Source organism: Stenotrophomonas sp. YJH_SMC_127, assembly GCF_059372445.1.
On sequence record NZ_JCAFVO010000004.1, the window covers coordinates 160401 to 177455 of the forward strand.

General features: G+C 67.7%; 14 protein-coding genes and 1 riboswitch. Of the genes, 6 read left to right on the forward strand and 8 right to left on the reverse strand.

Going from position 1 to position 17055, the window contains the following annotated elements:
* Positions 1-54 precede the first annotated feature (54 nt).
* A riboswitch (FMN riboswitch) is annotated at positions 55-200 on the reverse strand.
* Positions 201-577: 377 nt separating this feature from the next.
* The 3 genes from AC5QAB_RS11385 (at position 578) to AC5QAB_RS11395 (ending at position 2762) form a co-directional block, all read left to right on the forward strand.
* Positions 578-1198, forward strand: a complete 621-nt coding sequence (locus tag AC5QAB_RS11385) for a hypothetical protein (RefSeq protein ID WP_014645920.1) — start codon at positions 578-580, stop codon at positions 1196-1198.
* Between the two features lie 154 nt (positions 1199-1352).
* A complete protein-coding gene (locus AC5QAB_RS11390; RefSeq protein WP_049442183.1) occupies positions 1353-2237 on the forward strand; it encodes a hypothetical protein in 885 nt (294 codons plus the stop codon).
* 147 nt (positions 2238-2384) lie between these two features.
* Positions 2385-2762, forward strand: coding sequence for a hypothetical protein (locus tag AC5QAB_RS11395; RefSeq protein ID WP_197561549.1), 378 nt, complete (start codon positions 2385-2387; stop codon positions 2760-2762).
* 35 nt (positions 2763-2797) lie between these two features.
* Here the strand turns inward: AC5QAB_RS11395 and ribD are convergent, their stop codons facing one another.
* From ribD to AC5QAB_RS11425, 6 genes are all read right to left on the reverse strand, one after another.
* Positions 2798-3883 carry a bifunctional diaminohydroxyphosphoribosylaminopyrimidine deaminase/5-amino-6-(5-phosphoribosylamino)uracil reductase RibD gene (gene ribD, locus AC5QAB_RS11400; protein ID WP_197561548.1) on the reverse strand — a complete coding sequence of 362 codons (1086 nt, stop codon included), beginning with the start codon at positions 3881-3883 and terminating at the stop codon, positions 2798-2800.
* Positions 3884-4003: 120 nt separating this feature from the next.
* Positions 4004-4525 (reverse strand): transcriptional regulator NrdR, encoded by a 522-nt coding sequence (nrdR, locus tag AC5QAB_RS11405; protein ID WP_010481984.1) that lies wholly within the window; start codon positions 4523-4525, stop codon positions 4004-4006.
* A 152-nt stretch (positions 4526-4677) separates the two neighbouring features.
* The gene (locus tag AC5QAB_RS11410; RefSeq protein WP_032962449.1) at positions 4678-5127 is read right to left on the reverse strand and encodes a hypothetical protein; all 450 of its coding nucleotides are present in this window, start codon (positions 5125-5127) and stop codon (positions 4678-4680) included.
* 27 nt (positions 5128-5154) lie between these two features.
* Complete coding sequence (locus tag AC5QAB_RS11415) at positions 5155-5574, reverse strand: hypothetical protein (RefSeq protein ID WP_014645915.1); 420 nt, start codon at positions 5572-5574, stop codon at positions 5155-5157.
* Between the two features lie 123 nt (positions 5575-5697).
* Entirely contained in the window at positions 5698-6951 is a 1254-nt protein-coding gene (gene glyA / locus AC5QAB_RS11420) for a serine hydroxymethyltransferase (protein ID WP_241884631.1), read from the reverse strand.
* A gap of 188 nt (positions 6952-7139) precedes the next feature.
* Positions 7140-7610, reverse strand: a complete 471-nt coding sequence (locus AC5QAB_RS11425) for an RcnB family protein (protein WP_049408719.1) — start codon at positions 7608-7610, stop codon at positions 7140-7142.
* A 254-nt stretch (positions 7611-7864) separates the two neighbouring features.
* On the opposite strand from AC5QAB_RS11425, the gene ettA reads away from it, so the two are divergent.
* The 3 genes from ettA (at position 7865) to AC5QAB_RS11440 (ending at position 12082) form a co-directional block, all read left to right on the forward strand.
* Complete coding sequence (gene ettA / locus AC5QAB_RS11430; RefSeq protein ID WP_005415249.1) at positions 7865-9529, forward strand: energy-dependent translational throttle protein EttA; 1665 nt, start codon at positions 7865-7867, stop codon at positions 9527-9529.
* A gap of 92 nt (positions 9530-9621) precedes the next feature.
* Positions 9622-10938, forward strand: coding sequence for an NCS2 family permease (locus AC5QAB_RS11435; RefSeq protein WP_032962452.1), 1317 nt, complete (start codon positions 9622-9624; stop codon positions 10936-10938).
* A 178-nt stretch (positions 10939-11116) separates the two neighbouring features.
* Entirely contained in the window at positions 11117-12082 is a 966-nt protein-coding gene (locus AC5QAB_RS11440; RefSeq protein WP_495233395.1) for a DUF4434 domain-containing protein, read from the forward strand.
* Here the strand turns inward: AC5QAB_RS11440 and AC5QAB_RS11445 are convergent.
* Together AC5QAB_RS11445 and AC5QAB_RS11450 are read right to left on the reverse strand one after the other, a co-directional pair.
* On the reverse strand, positions 12076-14910 hold the full coding sequence (locus tag AC5QAB_RS11445; RefSeq protein WP_495233396.1) for an NfrA family protein: 2835 nt from the start codon (positions 14908-14910) through the stop codon (positions 12076-12078). The genes AC5QAB_RS11440 and AC5QAB_RS11445 overlap by 7 nt on opposite strands.
* Entirely contained in the window at positions 14907-17054 is a 2148-nt protein-coding gene (locus AC5QAB_RS11450; RefSeq protein WP_197561546.1) for a glycosyl transferase family protein, read from the reverse strand. Before AC5QAB_RS11450 ends, AC5QAB_RS11445 begins: the two co-directional genes overlap by 4 nt.
* Position 17055 lies beyond the last annotated feature (1 nt).

Sequence of the window (17055 nt, forward strand, 5' to 3'; positions counted from 1 at the left end):
GCGAAAAACGCCGCAAGGCAAACAGGCGGGCGCAGGGCCGCGAAGGCCCTGTGGCACCGTCTTCTTTCATCCGGACTATGACCGTCGGCTCCGGCATTGGACCGGATCTGCTGACCCCCGGCCGTGGGCCGGGGCGCTCGCGGGCTCGTGCTTGCGCACCTACCGCCGGTGGGGAATTGCACCCCGCCCTGAAGACGTTTGTGTACCGGCAAACCGGCGTGGCTAGTGTACCAGCCCGTGCTGAACGGGGTGGGGATGACCGGGGTCGGATCCCTTTCCGCAGGCAAGGGCTCTGGCCCCGGCCCTCTCGAAATCGCTACGGGTCAGAGCCGTTTTCCGACGGAAAACGGATCCGACCCCGATGCAGGCCGGCTCGGCCGGCTCGCATTCTGATGACCGGGTTCGGATCCCTTTCCGCAGGAAAGGGCTCTGACCCCGGCCAAGCCAGACCAGCTTGTGACGGCCGTCTCTCGCATTTTGTAAAACTTTCATTAAAATCCGCAGCGGACGACATGAGGTCGCCACGGGCAGCCGCGAGGGCAGGCCCGCCAATGGACTGAAATTCACAGGAATTCCCATGCGCAAGATCCTGATCGTGGCCGCCCTGCTGGCCGCTGCTCCGTTCTCGGCTTCGGCCGACGCCCTGAGCTACACCTACGTGGAAGGCGGCTGGACCCAGGTCCAGGTTGACGACAACGTGCTGGACGACCCGAAGGTCGACGGCGGCTACCTGCGCGGCTCGGTCGCGCTGGCCGAGCAGGTTTACGTGTTCGGTGGCTGGTCGCGCACCAGCAAGACCCGCCACTACGGCGAAGACTCGCTGAAGCTGGAACTGAACCAGCCGGAGCTGGGTATCGGCTACCACATGCCGTGGACCGACCGCCTGGACTTCACCGCCGATGCCGCCTGGGTGCGCCAGAACGCCGAATCGACCCTGCGCTACGACGGCGTGCGTTACCACGGCAAGGACCACACCAACCTGGGCCGCGTCACCATGGGTATCCGTGGCAAGCCGTCGCGCATGACCGAAGCCTGGGCCAAGGCCGGTTACATGGATGGCGGCAACAACTACAAGGGCACCTGGGTCGGTACCGTCGGCGGCCAGGTCAACTTCACCAAGACCTGGGGTGTAGTGGGCGAGATCGCCGGCTACCGCGACGTCACCCAGTACTCGGTCGGCGTCCGCGCCAGCTTCTGATTTACCGATCGCTCCTCGTCGTGCGATCGAACGGGCCCCGCAAGGGGCCCGTTTTTTTTTGGGCCCGCGCGCGCCGGCAGGCGGCCACAGGGCACCATCGGGCCTGCGCAAAGATGCGCTACGCTTGCGCGCCTCTGGAACAGGAAACACCGTCATGAAGACTCCCTTGCGTACCCTGCTGGCCAGCGCCCTGCTGGCGGCCCCGCTGCTGGCCGGCGCAGCCCCCGCCACGCTGACGCCCGAACAGGCTTTCGACCTGTACGCACGCGTGCTGCTGGAAGATGACGCCGCGGCGACCCGCGCGCTCAACGATGCGCTGAAGCCGGCGTTCGAAGGCCAGGACGCGGTGACCCCGAACCCGGGTGCGCTGGCCAAGGCGCTGGCCGAACCGTGGCAGGTCGTACTAGCCAGCACCGGCGCAAAGGCCGACGCGGCCGCCACCGAAGCGCTGTATGCCAAGGCCCTGCGTGATTCGAAGTGCCGCGCCAGCAAGAGCGTGATTGAAGACAACGAGTACGTGGAAGACCAGAAGCTGGCGCGCATCACTTTCAGCTGCCAGGTGCCCGACCTCGGCAAGGTGCGCCCGCTGTTCGCCGCCAGCCTTGCAGCCGACGCCAGCCCGGCCGCGCGCAAGCAGTTCACCGACGCCTACACCCAGGCGCTGCAGAGCGGTGCGCGCGTGCCGGTCAGCGGCACCTTCACCCTGTACCCGGCCAAGGACAACGGCTACTGGTACAGCGGCAACTTCGACGATCTGGTGGGTACCGTGACCGGCGCGCTGGCACCGTTCGAGGACTGGATGCAGGACGCGCAGGCGGCCAGCGCACCGAAGGTGACCGGCGTACCCGGCTGTGACCTGCTGCTGCAGCAGCACCGCGCCTGCGTGGCGAAGATCGCGCCGGACCAGATCAGTGGCGTGGATGCCATGACCGAGGAACTGAAGGCCAAGGCGAAGGTGAAGTCAGCCGAAGACATGACGCAGGAATGCAAGGCACTGCGCCCGATCGCCGAGATGATGTGGACCGACGAATGCGCGTGAGCGGGATGTAACGCCGAGCCTACGCGCTGCCCAGCGTTGCCGACGGCAAGGGCAACTGCATTTTCAGAACCCTTGCATGGCCCTGCGCGGCCTGCATGGTCAATGCTGTTGCCCTCTTCCCCCGGGGGCAACCGCATGAAATACCGTATGACGTCGACCGCGCTCATGTTGCTGGCGCTGATGGTGTGCTGGCAGGCCGAAGCGTCCAAGTTCAAAGCCACGAAGATCATCGTCGTCCAACCCTCGGTCGCCTTCGAGTCAACCCAGCTGAGCGACAGGCACCTGGATGCGTGGATGAGCAATGACGACCACTGCCGCGATTTCCCGATGTACCACGATCAGTGTGCCGTGCTGGTACTGCCGGATGAGTACGACGACGGTTTTACGCGTCGCCAGTTGCGGTTCAAGGCGAGGCAACTGCCGGGCGAGGCGCTCGGCGCGTACTGCCGCGACCTGCATGTGCTGTGGAAGCAGCAGTGGAAGGGCCAGTGCCCGGTCGGCGAAGAAGACGACGAAGCGGCCTGACGCCATGGGCGTAGCCCCTGCTCTGCGTCATTCCTTCATGGGCGCAGCAGCAGCCTGTTGTCCTCGCCGACCTGGCGCTGGTCAACCACGCGCAGGCGACGCTGCTGGTCCATGGCATCAATGCCGAGGCCAGCCAGCAGCGGGCGGCCGTTGTCGCCCAGCAGCGTGGGCGCCTGATAGAGCAGAAGCTCATCGACCCAGCCACCGCGCAGCAGCGCACCGGCCAGTGTCGCGCCGGCTTCGGTGTGCACTTCGTTGATGCCGCGCTCGGCCAGCAGCGCCAGCACCGCGCCCAGGTCCAACCGCCCCTCTGCGCTGGGCACGCTGGCGAATTCGGCGTCGGCCGCGTCCGGTGCGCTCACCGCCGCAGCGTGCAGGTACAGCGTCGGTGCCCCGCCCTCGCGCACGCGGCTGCATTCGAGCGAGCGCAGGCGCGAATCCAGCACCACACGCAGTGGTGCCATCACTTCGGTATCGGCCAGGCGCACGGTCAGCATCGGGTCGTCGGCCAGCACCGTGTCGGCGCCGGTCAGGATCGCACCGGCGCGCGCGCGCCAGTGCTGCACATCCTCGCGCGCGGCCGGCCCGGTGATCCACTTGGAGCTGCCATCGGCCATCGCGGTACGGCCATCCAGGCTGGCGGCCAGCTTCACCCGCAACCACGGCCGATTGCGCTCCACGCGCGACAGGAAGCCCTTGTTGAGCTCCCGCGCCTGCGCCGCCATCAGCCCTTCGGCGACCTCGATGCCGGCATTGCGCAGCAGATCGAACCCACCGCCATCGACCTTCGGGAACGGATCACGCATCGCCGCGACCACGCGCGACACGCCGGCTTCGATCAAGGCCAGCGCACACGGTGGCGTGCGCCCGTAGTGGGCGCAGGGTTCCAGGGTGACGTAGGCGGTGGCACCGCGTGCTTCGCTGCCGGCCTCGCGCAGGGCGAACACTTCCGCATGCGGGCCACCGGCGCGCTGGTGCCAGCCCTGCCCGACCACGCGTTCGCCGTGGGCGATCACGCAGCCGACCATCGGGTTGGGGCGGGTGGTATAGGCGGCACGCTCGGCCAGGCGCAGCGCGTTGGCCATGTGCAGGTGGTCGAGGACGGAGAACGAAGTGGTCATGCAGCCATGGTAACGCCGCCGGTGTTGATCCATGCCGTCAGTGCCAACCAACGGTTGGCACCCACCAGTGAATGCGGCCATCGGTGCCAACCAAGGTTGGCACCCCCAAGGCAGAGGCAGTCAGCCCTTCTTCTTCTTGGTCAGGGCGATCACATCGCCCAGCAGCTGCAGCTGTTCGGTACTGGACGGCAGGTCGCGCTCGAGCTTCTCGATCTCCTCGCGGAAATCGGCCACGTCCTCGAAGCTGCGGTAGACCGAAGCGAAGCGCACGTAGCCGACATGATCGAGCTTGCGCAGTTCGTTCATCACGAACTCGCCGACCTTGATCGAGGGCACTTCGCGCTCGCCGCTGATGCGCAGCTGGTGAACCACCGCACGCACCGCTGCTTCGATCTTGTCTTCGGCCACCGCACGCTTCTGCAGCGCGCGGTCGAAGCCAGCGCGGACCTTGCGCTGGTCGAACGCCTCGCGGGTGCCATCGCTCTTGACGATGGCCGGCAGCTTCAGTTCGACCGTTTCCAGGGTGCTGAAGCGCTCGCCGCAGGCTTCACATTCACGCCGACGACGGATCGTCGCGCCGTCTTCAGAGACGCGCGAGTCGATGACCCGGGTATCGGCATGTTGGCAGAAGGGGCAGTGCATGGAACGCCTGGCTCAGGAAAGTACCTATTGCCACGGTCATGGCAGCGTCGCAAAGGTACCTGAGAAAGGGCGCAGCGGCAAATGCTGCCTGCGCGGAAGTACCTGCATTTCGGCCAACCAGAGCGTCCAGTGAGGTCAGCAGGACCAGACGTTCAACCAGGTGCCGACGGCACCGGGGCCGCGCGTGCCCAGCGCAGCCACGCCAGGTGCCCGGCCATCACCAGCAGCGGCGGGCCGAACCCAAGGAAGGCCAGGGTCGAGATTTCCCCATGCTTGAAGGTGAAGTACAACGCGGCGGCGACCACGGCCAACGCGGCCAGCACCCCCAGCGCAAGGCCGACCCAGGCGACAACCGGTGATTGGCGCAGGCCGGCAACACCGCGCCACAGGAACAGGCCGCTCAGCCACAACCACGACAGCAGGCCGATGATTCCAGCCGACGACCACAGCAGCAACCACGTGTGCTCGTCGCCCGTCAGGTACTTGCCGTCCCATACGACCATCAGCCCCAGCACGGCACCCGTGCCGCCTGCTGCCACGGTGGGCAGGCCCACCAGCAGGCCGGCGATCGCCATCCAGCGTTTGTGCAGACGCTCATCCATGCGTTCGATTTCCTTCCATGGGCCACGTCATGCGCGGCGTTTGATCCACACCAGCATCGCAGCCGGCACCAGCATCGACGGGCCCAGCAGCAACAAGCCGATGCCTTCGGCATGCACGGCGATGCCCCACCACAGCGCCAGCCCCAGCGGGGGCAAGGCGGCGAGACCGCCCGCCAGCAGCATCCACCACCAGAGGCGGTGCACGTGCAGCCCGGCACGCCCCTGCAGCAGAAAACCCGCGCTGAGCCACAACCAGGCCAGGCAGCCGGCAATGCCGGCCAGGCCCCACAGCGGCATCACCGTCACCGAGGCCAGCGTGCCATGACCGAACTGGCCCAGCCCCATCAGCAGCAGCATCGTCGCCGCCGCGCCGCCCATCACCAGGCTGGGCAGGCCAAACAGCACCGCCAGCGCGGTGTACAGGTACTTGAGGTGGCGCTCATCCATGCGCGGTTACTCCGATGCCGGGGTCAGAGCCCTTCCCTGCGGGAAGGGATCGGACCCCGGCGTCGACTGGGTGGCGGGGTCGGATCCCTTTCCGCCAGGAAGGGCTCCGACCCCACTCTCCGATCAGCCGTAGACCGGGTACTTGCGGCACTGCGCGCTGACGGCGTCGCGCACGCGGGCGATGACCGCGTCATCGTTCGGTGCGTCGAGCACGTCGGCGATCCAGTTGGCCAGGTCGACGCAATCCTGCTCGACGTAACCGCGGGTGGTCACCGCCGGGGTGCCCAGGCGCAGGCCCGAGGTCACGAACGGCGAACGCGGGTCGTTCGGCACCGAGTTCTTGTTGACGGTGATGTGGGCCTTGCCCAGCGCGGCTTCCGCGTCCTTGCCGGACACGTCCTTGCCGATCATGTCCACCAGCATCAGGTGGTTCTGGGTGCCGCCGGAGACGATCTTGTAGCCACGCGCGATCAGCGTGCTGGCCATCGCCTGGGCGTTCTTCACCACCTGCTGCTGGTAGGCCTTGAAGCCCGGCTCCAGCGCTTCCTTGAAGGCCACGGCCTTGCCGGCGATGACGTGCATCAGCGGACCGCCCTGGATGCCCGGGAACACGATCGACTGCAGCTTCTTGACCAGGTCTTCGTCGGCGCCCTTGGCGATGATGATGCCGCCGCGCGGGCCGCGCAGGGTCTTGTGGGTGGTGGAGGTGACCACGTGGGCGTGTTCCAGCGGGCTCGGGTAGACGCCTGCGGCGACCAGGCCGGCGACGTGGGCCATGTCGACGAACAGGTAGGCGCCGACCTTGTCGGCGATGGCGCGGAAGCGCGCCCAGTCGATCACCTGCGAGTAGGCCGAGAAGCCGGCCACGACCATCTTCGGCTTGTGCTCCAGGGCCAGGCGCTCGACTTCGTCGTAATCGATCAGGCCCTGGTCGTTGACGCCGTACTGCACGGCGTTGAACAGCTTGCCCGAGGCATTGACCTTGGCGCCGTGGGTGAGGTGGCCACCGTGGGCCAGGCTCATGCCGAGGATGGTGTCACCCGGCTGCAGCAGGGCGAAGTACACGGCCTGGTTGGCCTGCGAACCGCTGTGCGGCTGCACGTTGGCATAGTCCGCATCGAACAGCTGCTTCAGGCGGTCGATCGCCAGCTGCTCGGCGATGTCCACGTATTCGCAGCCACCGTAGTAGCGCTTGCCCGGGTAGCCTTCGGCGTACTTGTTGGTCAGCTGGCTGCCCTGGGCTTCCATCACCGCCGGGCTGGTGTAGTTCTCGCTGGCGATCAGCTCGACGTGGTCTTCCTGGCGCTGGGTCTCAGCGGCGATGGCCTTGGCCAGTTCGGGATCGTAGGATTCGATGCGGACGTCACGCGGGAACATCGGGTACTCCAGCAGGCAGGGAAAAGGGGTACGGCTCAGCCCTCGATTGTAGCTCCGCACTGGCCCGCTGGGGCCGAAACGGACGGGGCCGGCATCCCCGAAGGAATCCGGCCCCGTATGGTTTCGATCGATAGTTGTGGGGTCAGAGTCCTTTCCGTTGGAAAGGGATCCGACCCCGGCCGCGATCCTCAGCGACTGAGCACGTACTGGGCGATCACACCGGTGGCGATGGCCACCAGCAGCATGTTGCCGCGATCATCCCGGATCCACTGATGGCCGTACGGCGGGCGGCGCAGGTTGTAGCGCGGGTAGTCGTTCACCACGTAGACCGGGCCGCGGTAGTAGTCGCGGTAGCGGTGGCCGACCTTCCAGCCATAGCCCGGGCCATAGGCCGGGCGATAGACCACGCGCGGCGGTGCCGGGCGGTAGTAGCGATCATGGTCACGGTGCCAGTCGCGGCGGTCGCGTTCCCAGTCGCGCCGGGCCTCGCGGCGGTCGCGCTCCCAGTCGCGGCGGTCCTGGCGCCACTCACGGCGATCCTCGCGCCACTCGCGGCGGTCGTGGTCGCGGCGATGGTCGTTGTCGGCGAAGGCCGGGGTCACGGCGCCCAGCGCCAGCACAGAGGCCACGGCGCCGGCCATTACTCGATTGATGCGCATGTCAGACCTCTGCTTGGGTGGGTGGTGAGCCCATATTGCGCAACCGATCTGAACCGTTTCCGGCTGGAAACGCTTCCCGCTGCAGGACTGTGACGGAGTATTCAGGCCACGGCCAGCCTGCGCGGCTCCGGCCGGGCGCGGGCCGGAACCGGTTCCGGCTATAATTGGCGGTATTCCATTCCAGTCTGTGCCCGCTGCCGCAACGGGATGTTCCCGTGACGGGTCGGGCGCAGGGCCGCGCCTACGGAGACCGCATGTCCTCGCAATACATCTACACCATGAACCGCGTGTCCAAGGTGGTCCCGCCCAAGCGGCAGATCATCAAGGACATTTCCCTGTCCTTCTTCCCGGGCGCGAAGATCGGCCTGCTGGGCCTGAACGGCGCCGGCAAGTCCACCGTGCTGAAGATCATGGCCGGCGTGGACACCGATTTCGAGGGTGAAGCCCGCCCGCAGCCCGGCATCAAGGTCGGTTACCTGGCGCAGGAACCGGAACTGGACCCGAACAAGACCGTGCGCGAGTCGGTCGAGGAAGGCGTGGGCGAAGTGCTGCAGGCCCAGGCCGCGCTGGAGGCGGTGTACGCCGCCTACGCCGAGGAAGGCGCCGACTTCGACGCGCTGGCCAAGGAACAGGAGCGCCTCGAGGCGATCCTGGCCGCCGGCGACGCGCACACCCTGGAAAACCAGCTGGACGTGGCTGCCGATGCGCTGCGCCTGCCGCCGTGGGATGCCAAGATCGCCAACCTGTCCGGCGGTGAAAAGCGCCGCGTCGCACTGTGCCGCCTGCTGCTGCAGAAGCCGGACATGCTGCTGCTCGACGAACCGACCAACCACCTCGACGCCGAGTCGGTGGAATGGCTGGAACAGTTCCTGGCGCGCTATACCGGCACCGTGGTGGCGGTCACCCACGATCGCTACTTCCTGGACAACGCCGCCGAGTGGATCCTGGAACTGGACCGCGGCCGCGGCATTCCGTGGAAGGGCAACTACACCGAATGGCTGGTGCAGAAGGATGAGCGCCTGAAGCAGGAAGAGAACCAGGAAAAGGCCCGCCAGAAGGCGATCCAGAAGGAACTGGAGTGGTCGCGCCAGAACGCCAAGGGCGGCCGCTCCAAGGGCAAGGCCCGTCTGGCCCGCCTGGAAGAGCTGCAGTCGCAGGATTACCAGAAGCGCAACGAGACCAACGAAATCTTCATCCCGCCGGGCGAGCGCCTGGGCAACATGGTGATGGAGTTCAAGAACGTCTCCAAGAAGTTCGGCGACCGCCTGCTGATCGACAACCTGTCGATGCTGATTCCGCCGGGCGCGATCGTCGGCATCATCGGCCCGAACGGCGCCGGCAAGTCGACGCTGTTCAAGATGATCACCGGCCAGGAGAAGCCGGATTCGGGCGAGATCGTGATCGGCCCGACCGTGCAGCTGTCCTACGTGGACCAGAGCCGCGACAAGCTGGAAGGCAACCACAACGTCTTCCAGGAAATCGCCGGTGGCCTGGACATCCTCAACATCAACGGCATCGAGATCCAGTCGCGCGCCTACATCGGCCGCTTCAACTTCAAGGGCCAGGACCAGCAGAAGATGGTCGGCTCGCTGTCCGGTGGTGAGCGTGGCCGCCTGCACATGGCCAAGACCCTGCTGCAGGGCGGCAACGTGCTGCTGCTCGACGAACCGTCCAACGACCTGGACATCGAAACGCTGCGTGCGCTGGAAGACGCGCTGCTGGAGTTCCCGGGCAACACCTTCGTGATCTCGCACGACCGCTGGTTCCTGGACCGCATCGCCACGCACATCATCGCTTTCGAAGGCGACTCGCACGTGGAGTTCTTCCAGGGCAACTACCGCGAGTACGAGGAAGACAAGAAGCGTCGCATGGGCGACGATGCCGCGCCGAAGCGCCTGCGCTTCAAGGCGCTGAAGTAAGAAAGGAAGAACGGCCGCGCTCTGCGCGGCCGTTCTGCATTCGGGTAGGTCACGACCGTTGGTCGTGACACCTTATTGTCGCGAGAAGCCCCATGTCCCTGTTCGAGCGCCTGTTCCAGCTGCAGCAGCACGGCACCACCGTGCGTACCGAGCTGCTGGCCGGTGTCACCACCTTCCTGACGATGTCCTACATCGTCTTCGTCAACCCGGAAATCCTCGGCACCACCGGCATGGATGCGGGTGCGGTGTTCGTGGCCACCTGCCTGGCCGCGGCGCTGGGTTCGGCGGTGATGGCACTGGCGGCCAACTTCCCGGTCGGCATGGCACCGGGCATGGGCCTGAACGCGTTCTTCGCCTTCACCGTGGTCGGTGCCGCCGGCCTGCCGTGGCAGCAGGCACTGGGCGCGGTATTCATCTCCGGCCTGGTGTTCCTGGTGCTGTCGCTGACCGGTGTGCGGGCGTGGCTGGTGTCGGGCATTCCTTCGTCGCTGCGCTCGGCGATCGTGGCCGGCATCGGCCTGTTCCTGGCGATCATCGCGCTGCAGAAGTCCGGCGTGATCGTCGGCAATGAAGACACGCTGGTGGCGCTGGGCCCGTTGAATACGGCGCCGCCGCTGCTGGCACTGGCCGGCTTCCTGCTGATCGCGGTGCTGGAAGCGCGCCGTATCCGTGGCGCGATCCTGATCGGGATCCTGGCGGTGACCGGCGCGGGCTGGGCATTGGGCGACGTGCAGTACCAGGGCCTGGTCTCGCTGCCGCCGAGCCTGGCGCCGACCTTCCTGCAGCTGGACCTGCCGGGCCTGCTGCACCACAACGGTGGCGCGCCGATCGCCGTGTTGCTGCAGGTGGTGCTGGTGTTCGTGCTGGTGGAAGTGTTCGATGCCACCGGCACCCTGTATGGCGTGGTCGGTCGCGCCGGACTGCTGAAACTGCCGGGCGCGCAGAAGCGTTTCGGCCGCGCGCTGCTGGCCGACAGCACGGCGATCGTGGCCGGTTCGCTGCTGGGCACCAGCAGCACTACCGCGTTCGCTGAAAGCGCCTCGGGCGTGCAGGTGGGCGGCCGCACCGGCCTGACTGCACTGGTGGTGTCGGCACTGTTCCTGGCCGCACTGCTGTTCTCGCCGCTGGCGGCGATGGTGCCCGGCTATGCCACCGCACCGGCGCTGCTGTTCGTGGCCGGCCTGATGCTGCGCGAACTGGTGGACGTGGACTGGAGCGACCTGACCGAATCGGTGCCGGCCGCACTGTGTGCCCTGGCGATGCCGTTCACCTACTCCATCGCTAATGGCCTGGCGTTTGGCTTCATCGCGTATGCGGCGCTGAAGGCCGGCACCGGCCGCTGGCGCGAAGTGCATCCGGCGGTGTGGCTGGTGGCGGTGCTGTTCGCGCTGCGCTACGCGTTGGAATAATCGGGGCGCGATGCCGGCCAGCGGCCGGCACTACCGGATGGTGATTCACCTGCCACCCGGGGCACGATGCCGGCCAGCGGCCGGCACCACCCGGCGCGGGGTTCACCTCCCACCCACGGTGCTCTGGGATGATGCGGGCATGGTTCGGCCCGACCTTCCCACGGATCCGTCTTCGCCGTTGCGCCGCCGGTTGCTGCGCGCGGCAGTGCTGGCGCCGTTGGCCGCTACGCTCGCCACCCTGCCCGGCTGTTCGCTGCCGGTGCAGGTGGATGGCACCTTCCTGCAGCCCTGGCGCAGCCATCTGCAGTGGGGCCCGGCCGACTGGCAACGTTCGTTGAAGCTTGCCCACGCGCTGGGCTGCCGGCAGCTGGTGCTGCAGTGGACCGGCATCGTCGGTGGCAGCGATGGCGACTGGTCGCTGCCGGACAGCAGCCTGCAGCAGCTGTTCACCGCGGCCAGCGAGAACGACATCCGCATCCGCGTTGGCCTGCCCTTCCAGCAACGCTGGTGGCAGGCCATCGGCGCCGACGACGCCACGCTGCAGGCGTTCCTGGCCGACAGCCTGGCGCACGCGCGCAGCTGGTTGGCACAGGCGCCGTGGGCGCAGCAGCCCGCCTTCGGCGGCTGGTACCTGCCCTACGAGCTGGAGCAGTTCCACTGGGCCGATCCGGCCCGCCAGCAATGGCTGGCGCAGTGGCTGCACGGGCTGGCGCAGGCCGCCAGCGCGCGCGGCGGTGACTGTGCGATCTCCTGCTACTTCAGCCGTCTGCAGACCGACGGCGACCTGGTCGCGCTGTGGCAGGCGGTGCTGGCACGGGCCGCGCTGCGGCCGATGGTGCAGGACGGCGTGGGGGTGGCCGGCGCCGGCAACGTGCAGCAGCTGCAACCGCTGCTCGGCCATTTCCGGGCACAGGGCATCGGTTTCGATGCGATCGTCGAACTGTTCCGCGAACTGCCCGGCGGCCCCGCCGACGGCAGCGCGTTCAAGGGCGAAACCGCAGATGCCGCGCGCATCCAGCGGCAGCTGGCGTGGGCGCACGACAGCGGTGCGCAGCACGTGCTGGTCTATGCACTGGAGCCGTGGCTGACCCAGGACACGCCGCAGGCCGCGGCGCTGCGACGACGTTGGGGCCTGCCTCAGTAGGAGAGGATGGCGGTGGCGAACAGGCCCTTGGCGCGCTGCGTATCACCGCCGCCGATCGCGAAGCGGTACTGCACGGTCAGGTCCAGGTAGGAACGCGGCGTGTTGTAGTGGTCTTCGCGGAACCAGTAGCGCACGCCCACGCCCGGCCCTGCGCCGAGTGACCAGCTGCGCTGCGTATCGTTGAGCGCGAACGACTGCGCCGGGAACAGCGGGTAGCGGATGTCGCGCACGCGCGAGCGCTGGTCGAGCCAGTCCGCCCCCACCACCACATACGGCGTGACCACCCAGTGGGTCTGCCCGGCACCAAAGCGGAAGCTGCGGCCGGCACGCAGTTCACCGGCAGCGAACCACTGTTCGCGATGCAGGCGCCCGTTGGCATCGCCCACCCGGCGCACCGGCGTGCCATTGGCATCGAGTGCGTCGAGGGTGAAATGCGCGCTGTTGTCATCCCACGTGTAACCGCCCTGCGCGTAGCCACTGACCATCCACCACTGATTCACGTCGGTGCGCAGGTCGGTGCCCTGGTAATAGCCGTAGGTCAGGTAGGACATCCAGCCACCGGAACCGCTGGCCAGGCGGTAGCGGGCCAGTGTGCTGGCTTCCAGTGGCGGGTTGCGGGCCAGCTGCAGGCTGCATTGCACGGCCGCCGAAGCGGGGTAGACATCGCCCGTGCGGGTGGCGCTGCCGAGGAACTGGCGACGCTCGATGCCGGCGCTCAGGCCGGTCTGGCCGAAGGCGTAGCGCAGGCCGAACGAGGCGATGGTGGACGGCCAGCCGGTGGTGGAACGCGAGCGGCTGAGCCGTTCGGCGCGCGCGCGTGCATCGGGCGTCGATTCGCCGGTGCACGGGTCCACGGCGCGGATCGACTCGTAGGTGCCACCCTCGTCGTACAGGGTGTTGAGCAGCCGCGCGTAAAGCTCCAGCGTGCCGTGCTGGTCATTGAAAGCCGGCGGGCGCCAGAACGCTTCAAGCGTGCTGAACACCGAATCACCCGGCGTACTGATCGCCGCGCCGCCGACATTGGTCGCCGCCTGGCGCGCGCCACGGAAGCCGGCCGAGGCGATCACGCCCCACTCGCGCGAATAGTTGGCGATGGCATTGCGCACGTTGTAGCGCTGGTGCGCATCCAGTGGCAGCTCGCCGGCATCGGCACGATCAATGGCCGTCCGCAGCAGGGTCACCGCCTGCGGGTGATCGCCGTTGGCCGCGCTGGCGTAGGCCTGGTCAAGCACCACGCCCTTTGGTGCCCTGCCAGTGGCCTCGGCGGCACGGAAGTCGGCCAGTGCGCGCGCCGGCTCGTGCGCCTTCTGGTTGAGGTAGCCGCGCTGCATCAGCGCCTCCGCATCGTCAGGGCGCTGTGCCAGCGCCGCATCCAGGCGCTGCCGTGCTTCGTCCTGCTGGCTGCGGTTGCCTGCCGCCAGCGTGGTGGTCAGCAGGCCGTGCAGGCTCGCGTCGTCCGGTGCGAGCTGCACGGCCTGCCGCGCCTCACCGATGGCCTCGGCATAGTCCCGGCGCGCGTAGGCCGCGTAGGCACGCTGTGCGGCACCACCGTCGCCCTGCAGGTCGGCCGGCATCAACTCGCAACGGTTGCCGCTGTCGCCAGACTGGCAGTGCTGGAACGGCGCCGGATAGGTCTGCGCGCTCAAACGCGGACGCTCGCGACTGGAACGGACCGCCTTGGCGCGCTGCTCGATGCCCTGCTGCAGCAGCTGCTGCGCGCGTGCATCGCTGGCATCTGCTGGCAATGCCGCACGCAGCGGCGCCAGCAGTGCAGCCGCACGTGCGCGATCCCCAGCGGCCAGGGCCGCATCCACCGCCAGCAGGCGCACGTTGCGCTGCTGCGTCGTTGAGCCCGGCATGGCGAGCGCGGCGTCGAAGTCCTCGTTGGCGAGCAGGCTGTTGCCCTGGCGCTGGCGCAGGTAGCCGCGCATCACCCGCGCATTGAGATCCTGGCCGTCGGCCTGCAACGCCTGGTCGGCACTGCGCTCGGCGTCGGCCAGCTGCCCCTGCTGCAGCTGCGCGGTAATCAGCAGCAACCGGTACGTCGCCACCTCCGGTGCCAGCTCGACAGCGGCACGTGCCTGCGCAACGGCCGCGGCATCATCCTGCGTGGACAGCGACCGGTACGCCTGCTGGGCCTGCAGCAGCGCGCGCTGTCGATCCAGCGCCACGCGCCGTGCGCGCAATGCCTCGACATTCGGCGCGCCCAGCTGCAGCGCGGTGGCAATGGCGGCGTCGGCCTGTTCGGGCTGCTGCTGTGCTTCCAGCGCGGCCACCCACAGCATCGCCCAGGCGCCCTGCGTTGGCTGCTGCCGGAAGGCCTGCTCGGCCTTGCTGGCTGCCTCTCCCATCCGCCCGGCGTCATAAGCGGCGTAGGCCTCGGTGGCCAGCGCGTAGGCCTGCTGCCTGGCGCGGTCTGCGCCGCTGCCAGCCACGCGCGGTGGGGAGGGTGCGCGCCCGCTCCTGGCATCCGGAGGCGTGCTGCGCGCAGCGGTGGCAGCGGCCAGCGCCGGCAACGCCGGATCCTTCAATCCCGCATCCAGTGCACGACGTGCCTGCTGCTCGGCCTCGGCACCCCGCCCCAGTTTCTGCAGCGCATAGATCTGCAACAGGCGCAGCCGCACCACGTCCGGGCGCAGCCGGATCGCTTCGGTGGACTGCCGGTAAGCCGCCGGGTAGTCACCGCGCTCATAGGCGGCAAACGCCTGCTCGGCGACGCGGTAGGCCGCACCGGACAACGGCAGTGCTGCATCGGCCTGGGCCAGCACCGGCGCGGCCGCCGTGGCCAGTGCCACGGCAATGACGGAGGACAGCAGCGTGGTCTTCATGCTGGCAAGGCTCCGGGAGGCGGCGACTGCAGCGCCGCCGCACGCCGGCGCTGTTCCTGCATGGCCTGGGCCACGGCGTCTTCGGTGGTGATGCCCTGCTTGACCAGGTAATCGCCGATGCGGCCGTCGCGCTGCGGCTTGTACGCGTCCAATGCGATCTCGAAGCGCGCGTGGTCGATCAGGCGCATCTCCACCAGCAGGTCGCCCAGCAGGGGCACGTTGTCCAGCTGCCAGTGCCGGTCGCCGCCGATCAGGCGCAGGCCTGCGTTGATTTCGCTTTCGCGGGCAATGCTCTGTTCGATGTGCTCGCTGCGGGTTTCCTGCTTCAGCAGTGCCAACGCTTCTTCGGGCAATGGGCTGGCCACGGCCAGCCGCAGGGTGCCCTGCTGGCGCGGTGGCAGCGGCAACATGCGCCATTGCACGCAGGCATCGGCACTGACCGGGAAGTGGCAGGCGCGCAGGTAGTCCACGTCAATCACCGCACGAGGCAGGTCGCCCTGGAAGGCGATCGCCTCGGCCAGCGTTTCATCATCCAGCCACCCCTGGGTGAGCAGGATGCGGCCCAGCGGCTGCTGCCGGCCGTCCTGCTGCTGCTCCAGTGCCTGCTGCAGGCGCTCCGGCTCCACCGCCTGCCAGGTGGTCAACAGTTCGCCGAGCTGCTTGCGCGTCTGCACCAGCTGCGCCGCGTCCGGGAAGTCGTGCATGGTCTTGTCCCAGACCATGCGCTTGCCGAACAGCAGGTAGGCCAGGAACACCTTCCACGCGCGGGCGGTGGCCATGAAGTTGATCATGTTGCCGACCACCATCCGCGGGATCGACATCAAGGCATGCTCCCAGCCGTACAGCCGGTTGACGAAATAGAAGCGCTGCACGACGCGGGTGGCCAGCGCTGCGGTGGTCAGCAGCGCCACCGTCATCTGCCAGGTGCCGGCCTGGAACACGCTGGGAAACTGCATCGTCCACACCCCGGACATCTTCAGCAGCCAGAACAGCAGCAGCTGCAGGAAGATGAGGTAGGCAATGATGCTGACGAACGAGGTGATGATGCCCTTGCGGTCGCGCGCCAGCAGGTACTTGGTGGCCAGCGAGCCGCGCCAGCCCAGCGACTCCCAGCTCTGCAGGCCGATGCCCAGCACCCAGCGCGCCTTCTGCCGGTACGAGGCACGGAAGTTGTCGGGGAAGTACTCGCGCACGCACAGCGCCATCTGCTGGGTGCGCTCGCGCACCGGCCCCCAGCCGAACCAGGACGGGCGACGCACGCGGAACTGCACCGGGAAGCGGGCGAAGATCGACTGCATGCCCATCGCCGCCAGCCGCGCACCGACGTCATAATCCTCGGTGAGGCTGTCGGTGTTGAAGGGCTGGTTGTCGGTCTGCGCGCTCAGCGCCAGCAGCGCGCGCCGCGAGAAGCAGGTACCGACGCCCGCCGATGGCACCATGCCGGAAACACTTTCACGCACGACCAAATCCTTGGCGTGCCATTCGGCGAATTCGTCCATGTAGACACCGGCAACCAGCTCATACCACTCGCGGTCCAGCGAGGTGACCGGCAGCTGGATCATGTCCTTGCGCGGCAGCAGGTAGTTGTAGAAGCGCAGTTCCATCGGATGCAGCACGTCCTCGCTATCGTGCAGGATCACCCCGGCGAACTCGATGTCGTGGCGCTTCTCGTAGTCGAAGATCGCCAGGATCAGCCAGTTCAGGCAGTCGGCCTTGCTGGTCGGCCCGTCGTGCGGCACTTCCACGCGGCGCAGGCGCTTGTAGCGGCGGCGCATGCGCTCGACCTCATCGATGGTCTGCTGGTCGTTGGGATAGGTGCCGACGAACACGACGTACTCGCGGTAATCGAGCACGTTGATCATGTTCTCCACCATCTGCGCGATGACGTCGTACTCCATCCACGCCGGCACCATGATCGCCAGCGGCTGCTGCGGGCGCTGCAGCAGGTCGTCCTGGGTCAGCGGCCGGTAGGCATCGCGGCGCTTGATCGTGAGCGCGCGCCAGCTCTCGCGTACCCAGTACCAGACATCGATGAACAGGTCATCGAGGCTGGAGATCAGGATCAGCACGGCCACCGCCGCCGCCGTGGTTTCCAGGGCGGCGTAGTAGTTGGCCAGCTGGATGTTCCAGAACAGACCGTCCACG

Bases quoted from the DNA above. Each gene is read 5' to 3' on its own strand.
- glyA (WP_241884631.1), bottom strand. From the start codon at position 6,951: ATGTTCCCGCGTGACGTCCGCATCGAATCCTACGATCCCGAACTGGCC.
- AC5QAB_RS11445 (WP_495233396.1), bottom strand. From the start codon at position 14,910: ATGAAGACCACGCTGCTGTCCTCCGTCATTGCCGTGGCACTGGCCACG.
- AC5QAB_RS11415 (WP_014645915.1), bottom strand. From the start codon at position 5,574: ATGGATGAGCGCCACCTCAAGTACCTGTACACCGCGCTGGCGGTGCTG.
- nrdR (WP_010481984.1), bottom strand. From the start codon at position 4,525: ATGCACTGCCCCTTCTGCCAACATGCCGATACCCGGGTCATCGACTCG.
- AC5QAB_RS11395 (WP_197561549.1), top strand. From the start codon at position 2,385: ATGACGTCGACCGCGCTCATGTTGCTGGCGCTGATGGTGTGCTGGCAG.
- AC5QAB_RS11435 (WP_032962452.1), top strand. From the start codon at position 9,622: ATGTCCCTGTTCGAGCGCCTGTTCCAGCTGCAGCAGCACGGCACCACC.
- AC5QAB_RS11410 (WP_032962449.1), bottom strand. From the start codon at position 5,127: ATGGATGAGCGTCTGCACAAACGCTGGATGGCGATCGCCGGCCTGCTG.
- ettA (WP_005415249.1), top strand. From the start codon at position 7,865: ATGTCCTCGCAATACATCTACACCATGAACCGCGTGTCCAAGGTGGTC.
- AC5QAB_RS11385 (WP_014645920.1), top strand. From the start codon at position 578: ATGCGCAAGATCCTGATCGTGGCCGCCCTGCTGGCCGCTGCTCCGTTC.
- AC5QAB_RS11425 (WP_049408719.1), bottom strand. From the start codon at position 7,610: ATGCGCATCAATCGAGTAATGGCCGGCGCCGTGGCCTCTGTGCTGGCG.
- AC5QAB_RS11390 (WP_049442183.1), top strand. From the start codon at position 1,353: ATGAAGACTCCCTTGCGTACCCTGCTGGCCAGCGCCCTGCTGGCGGCC.
- ribD (WP_197561548.1), bottom strand. From the start codon at position 3,883: ATGACCACTTCGTTCTCCGTCCTCGACCACCTGCACATGGCCAACGCG.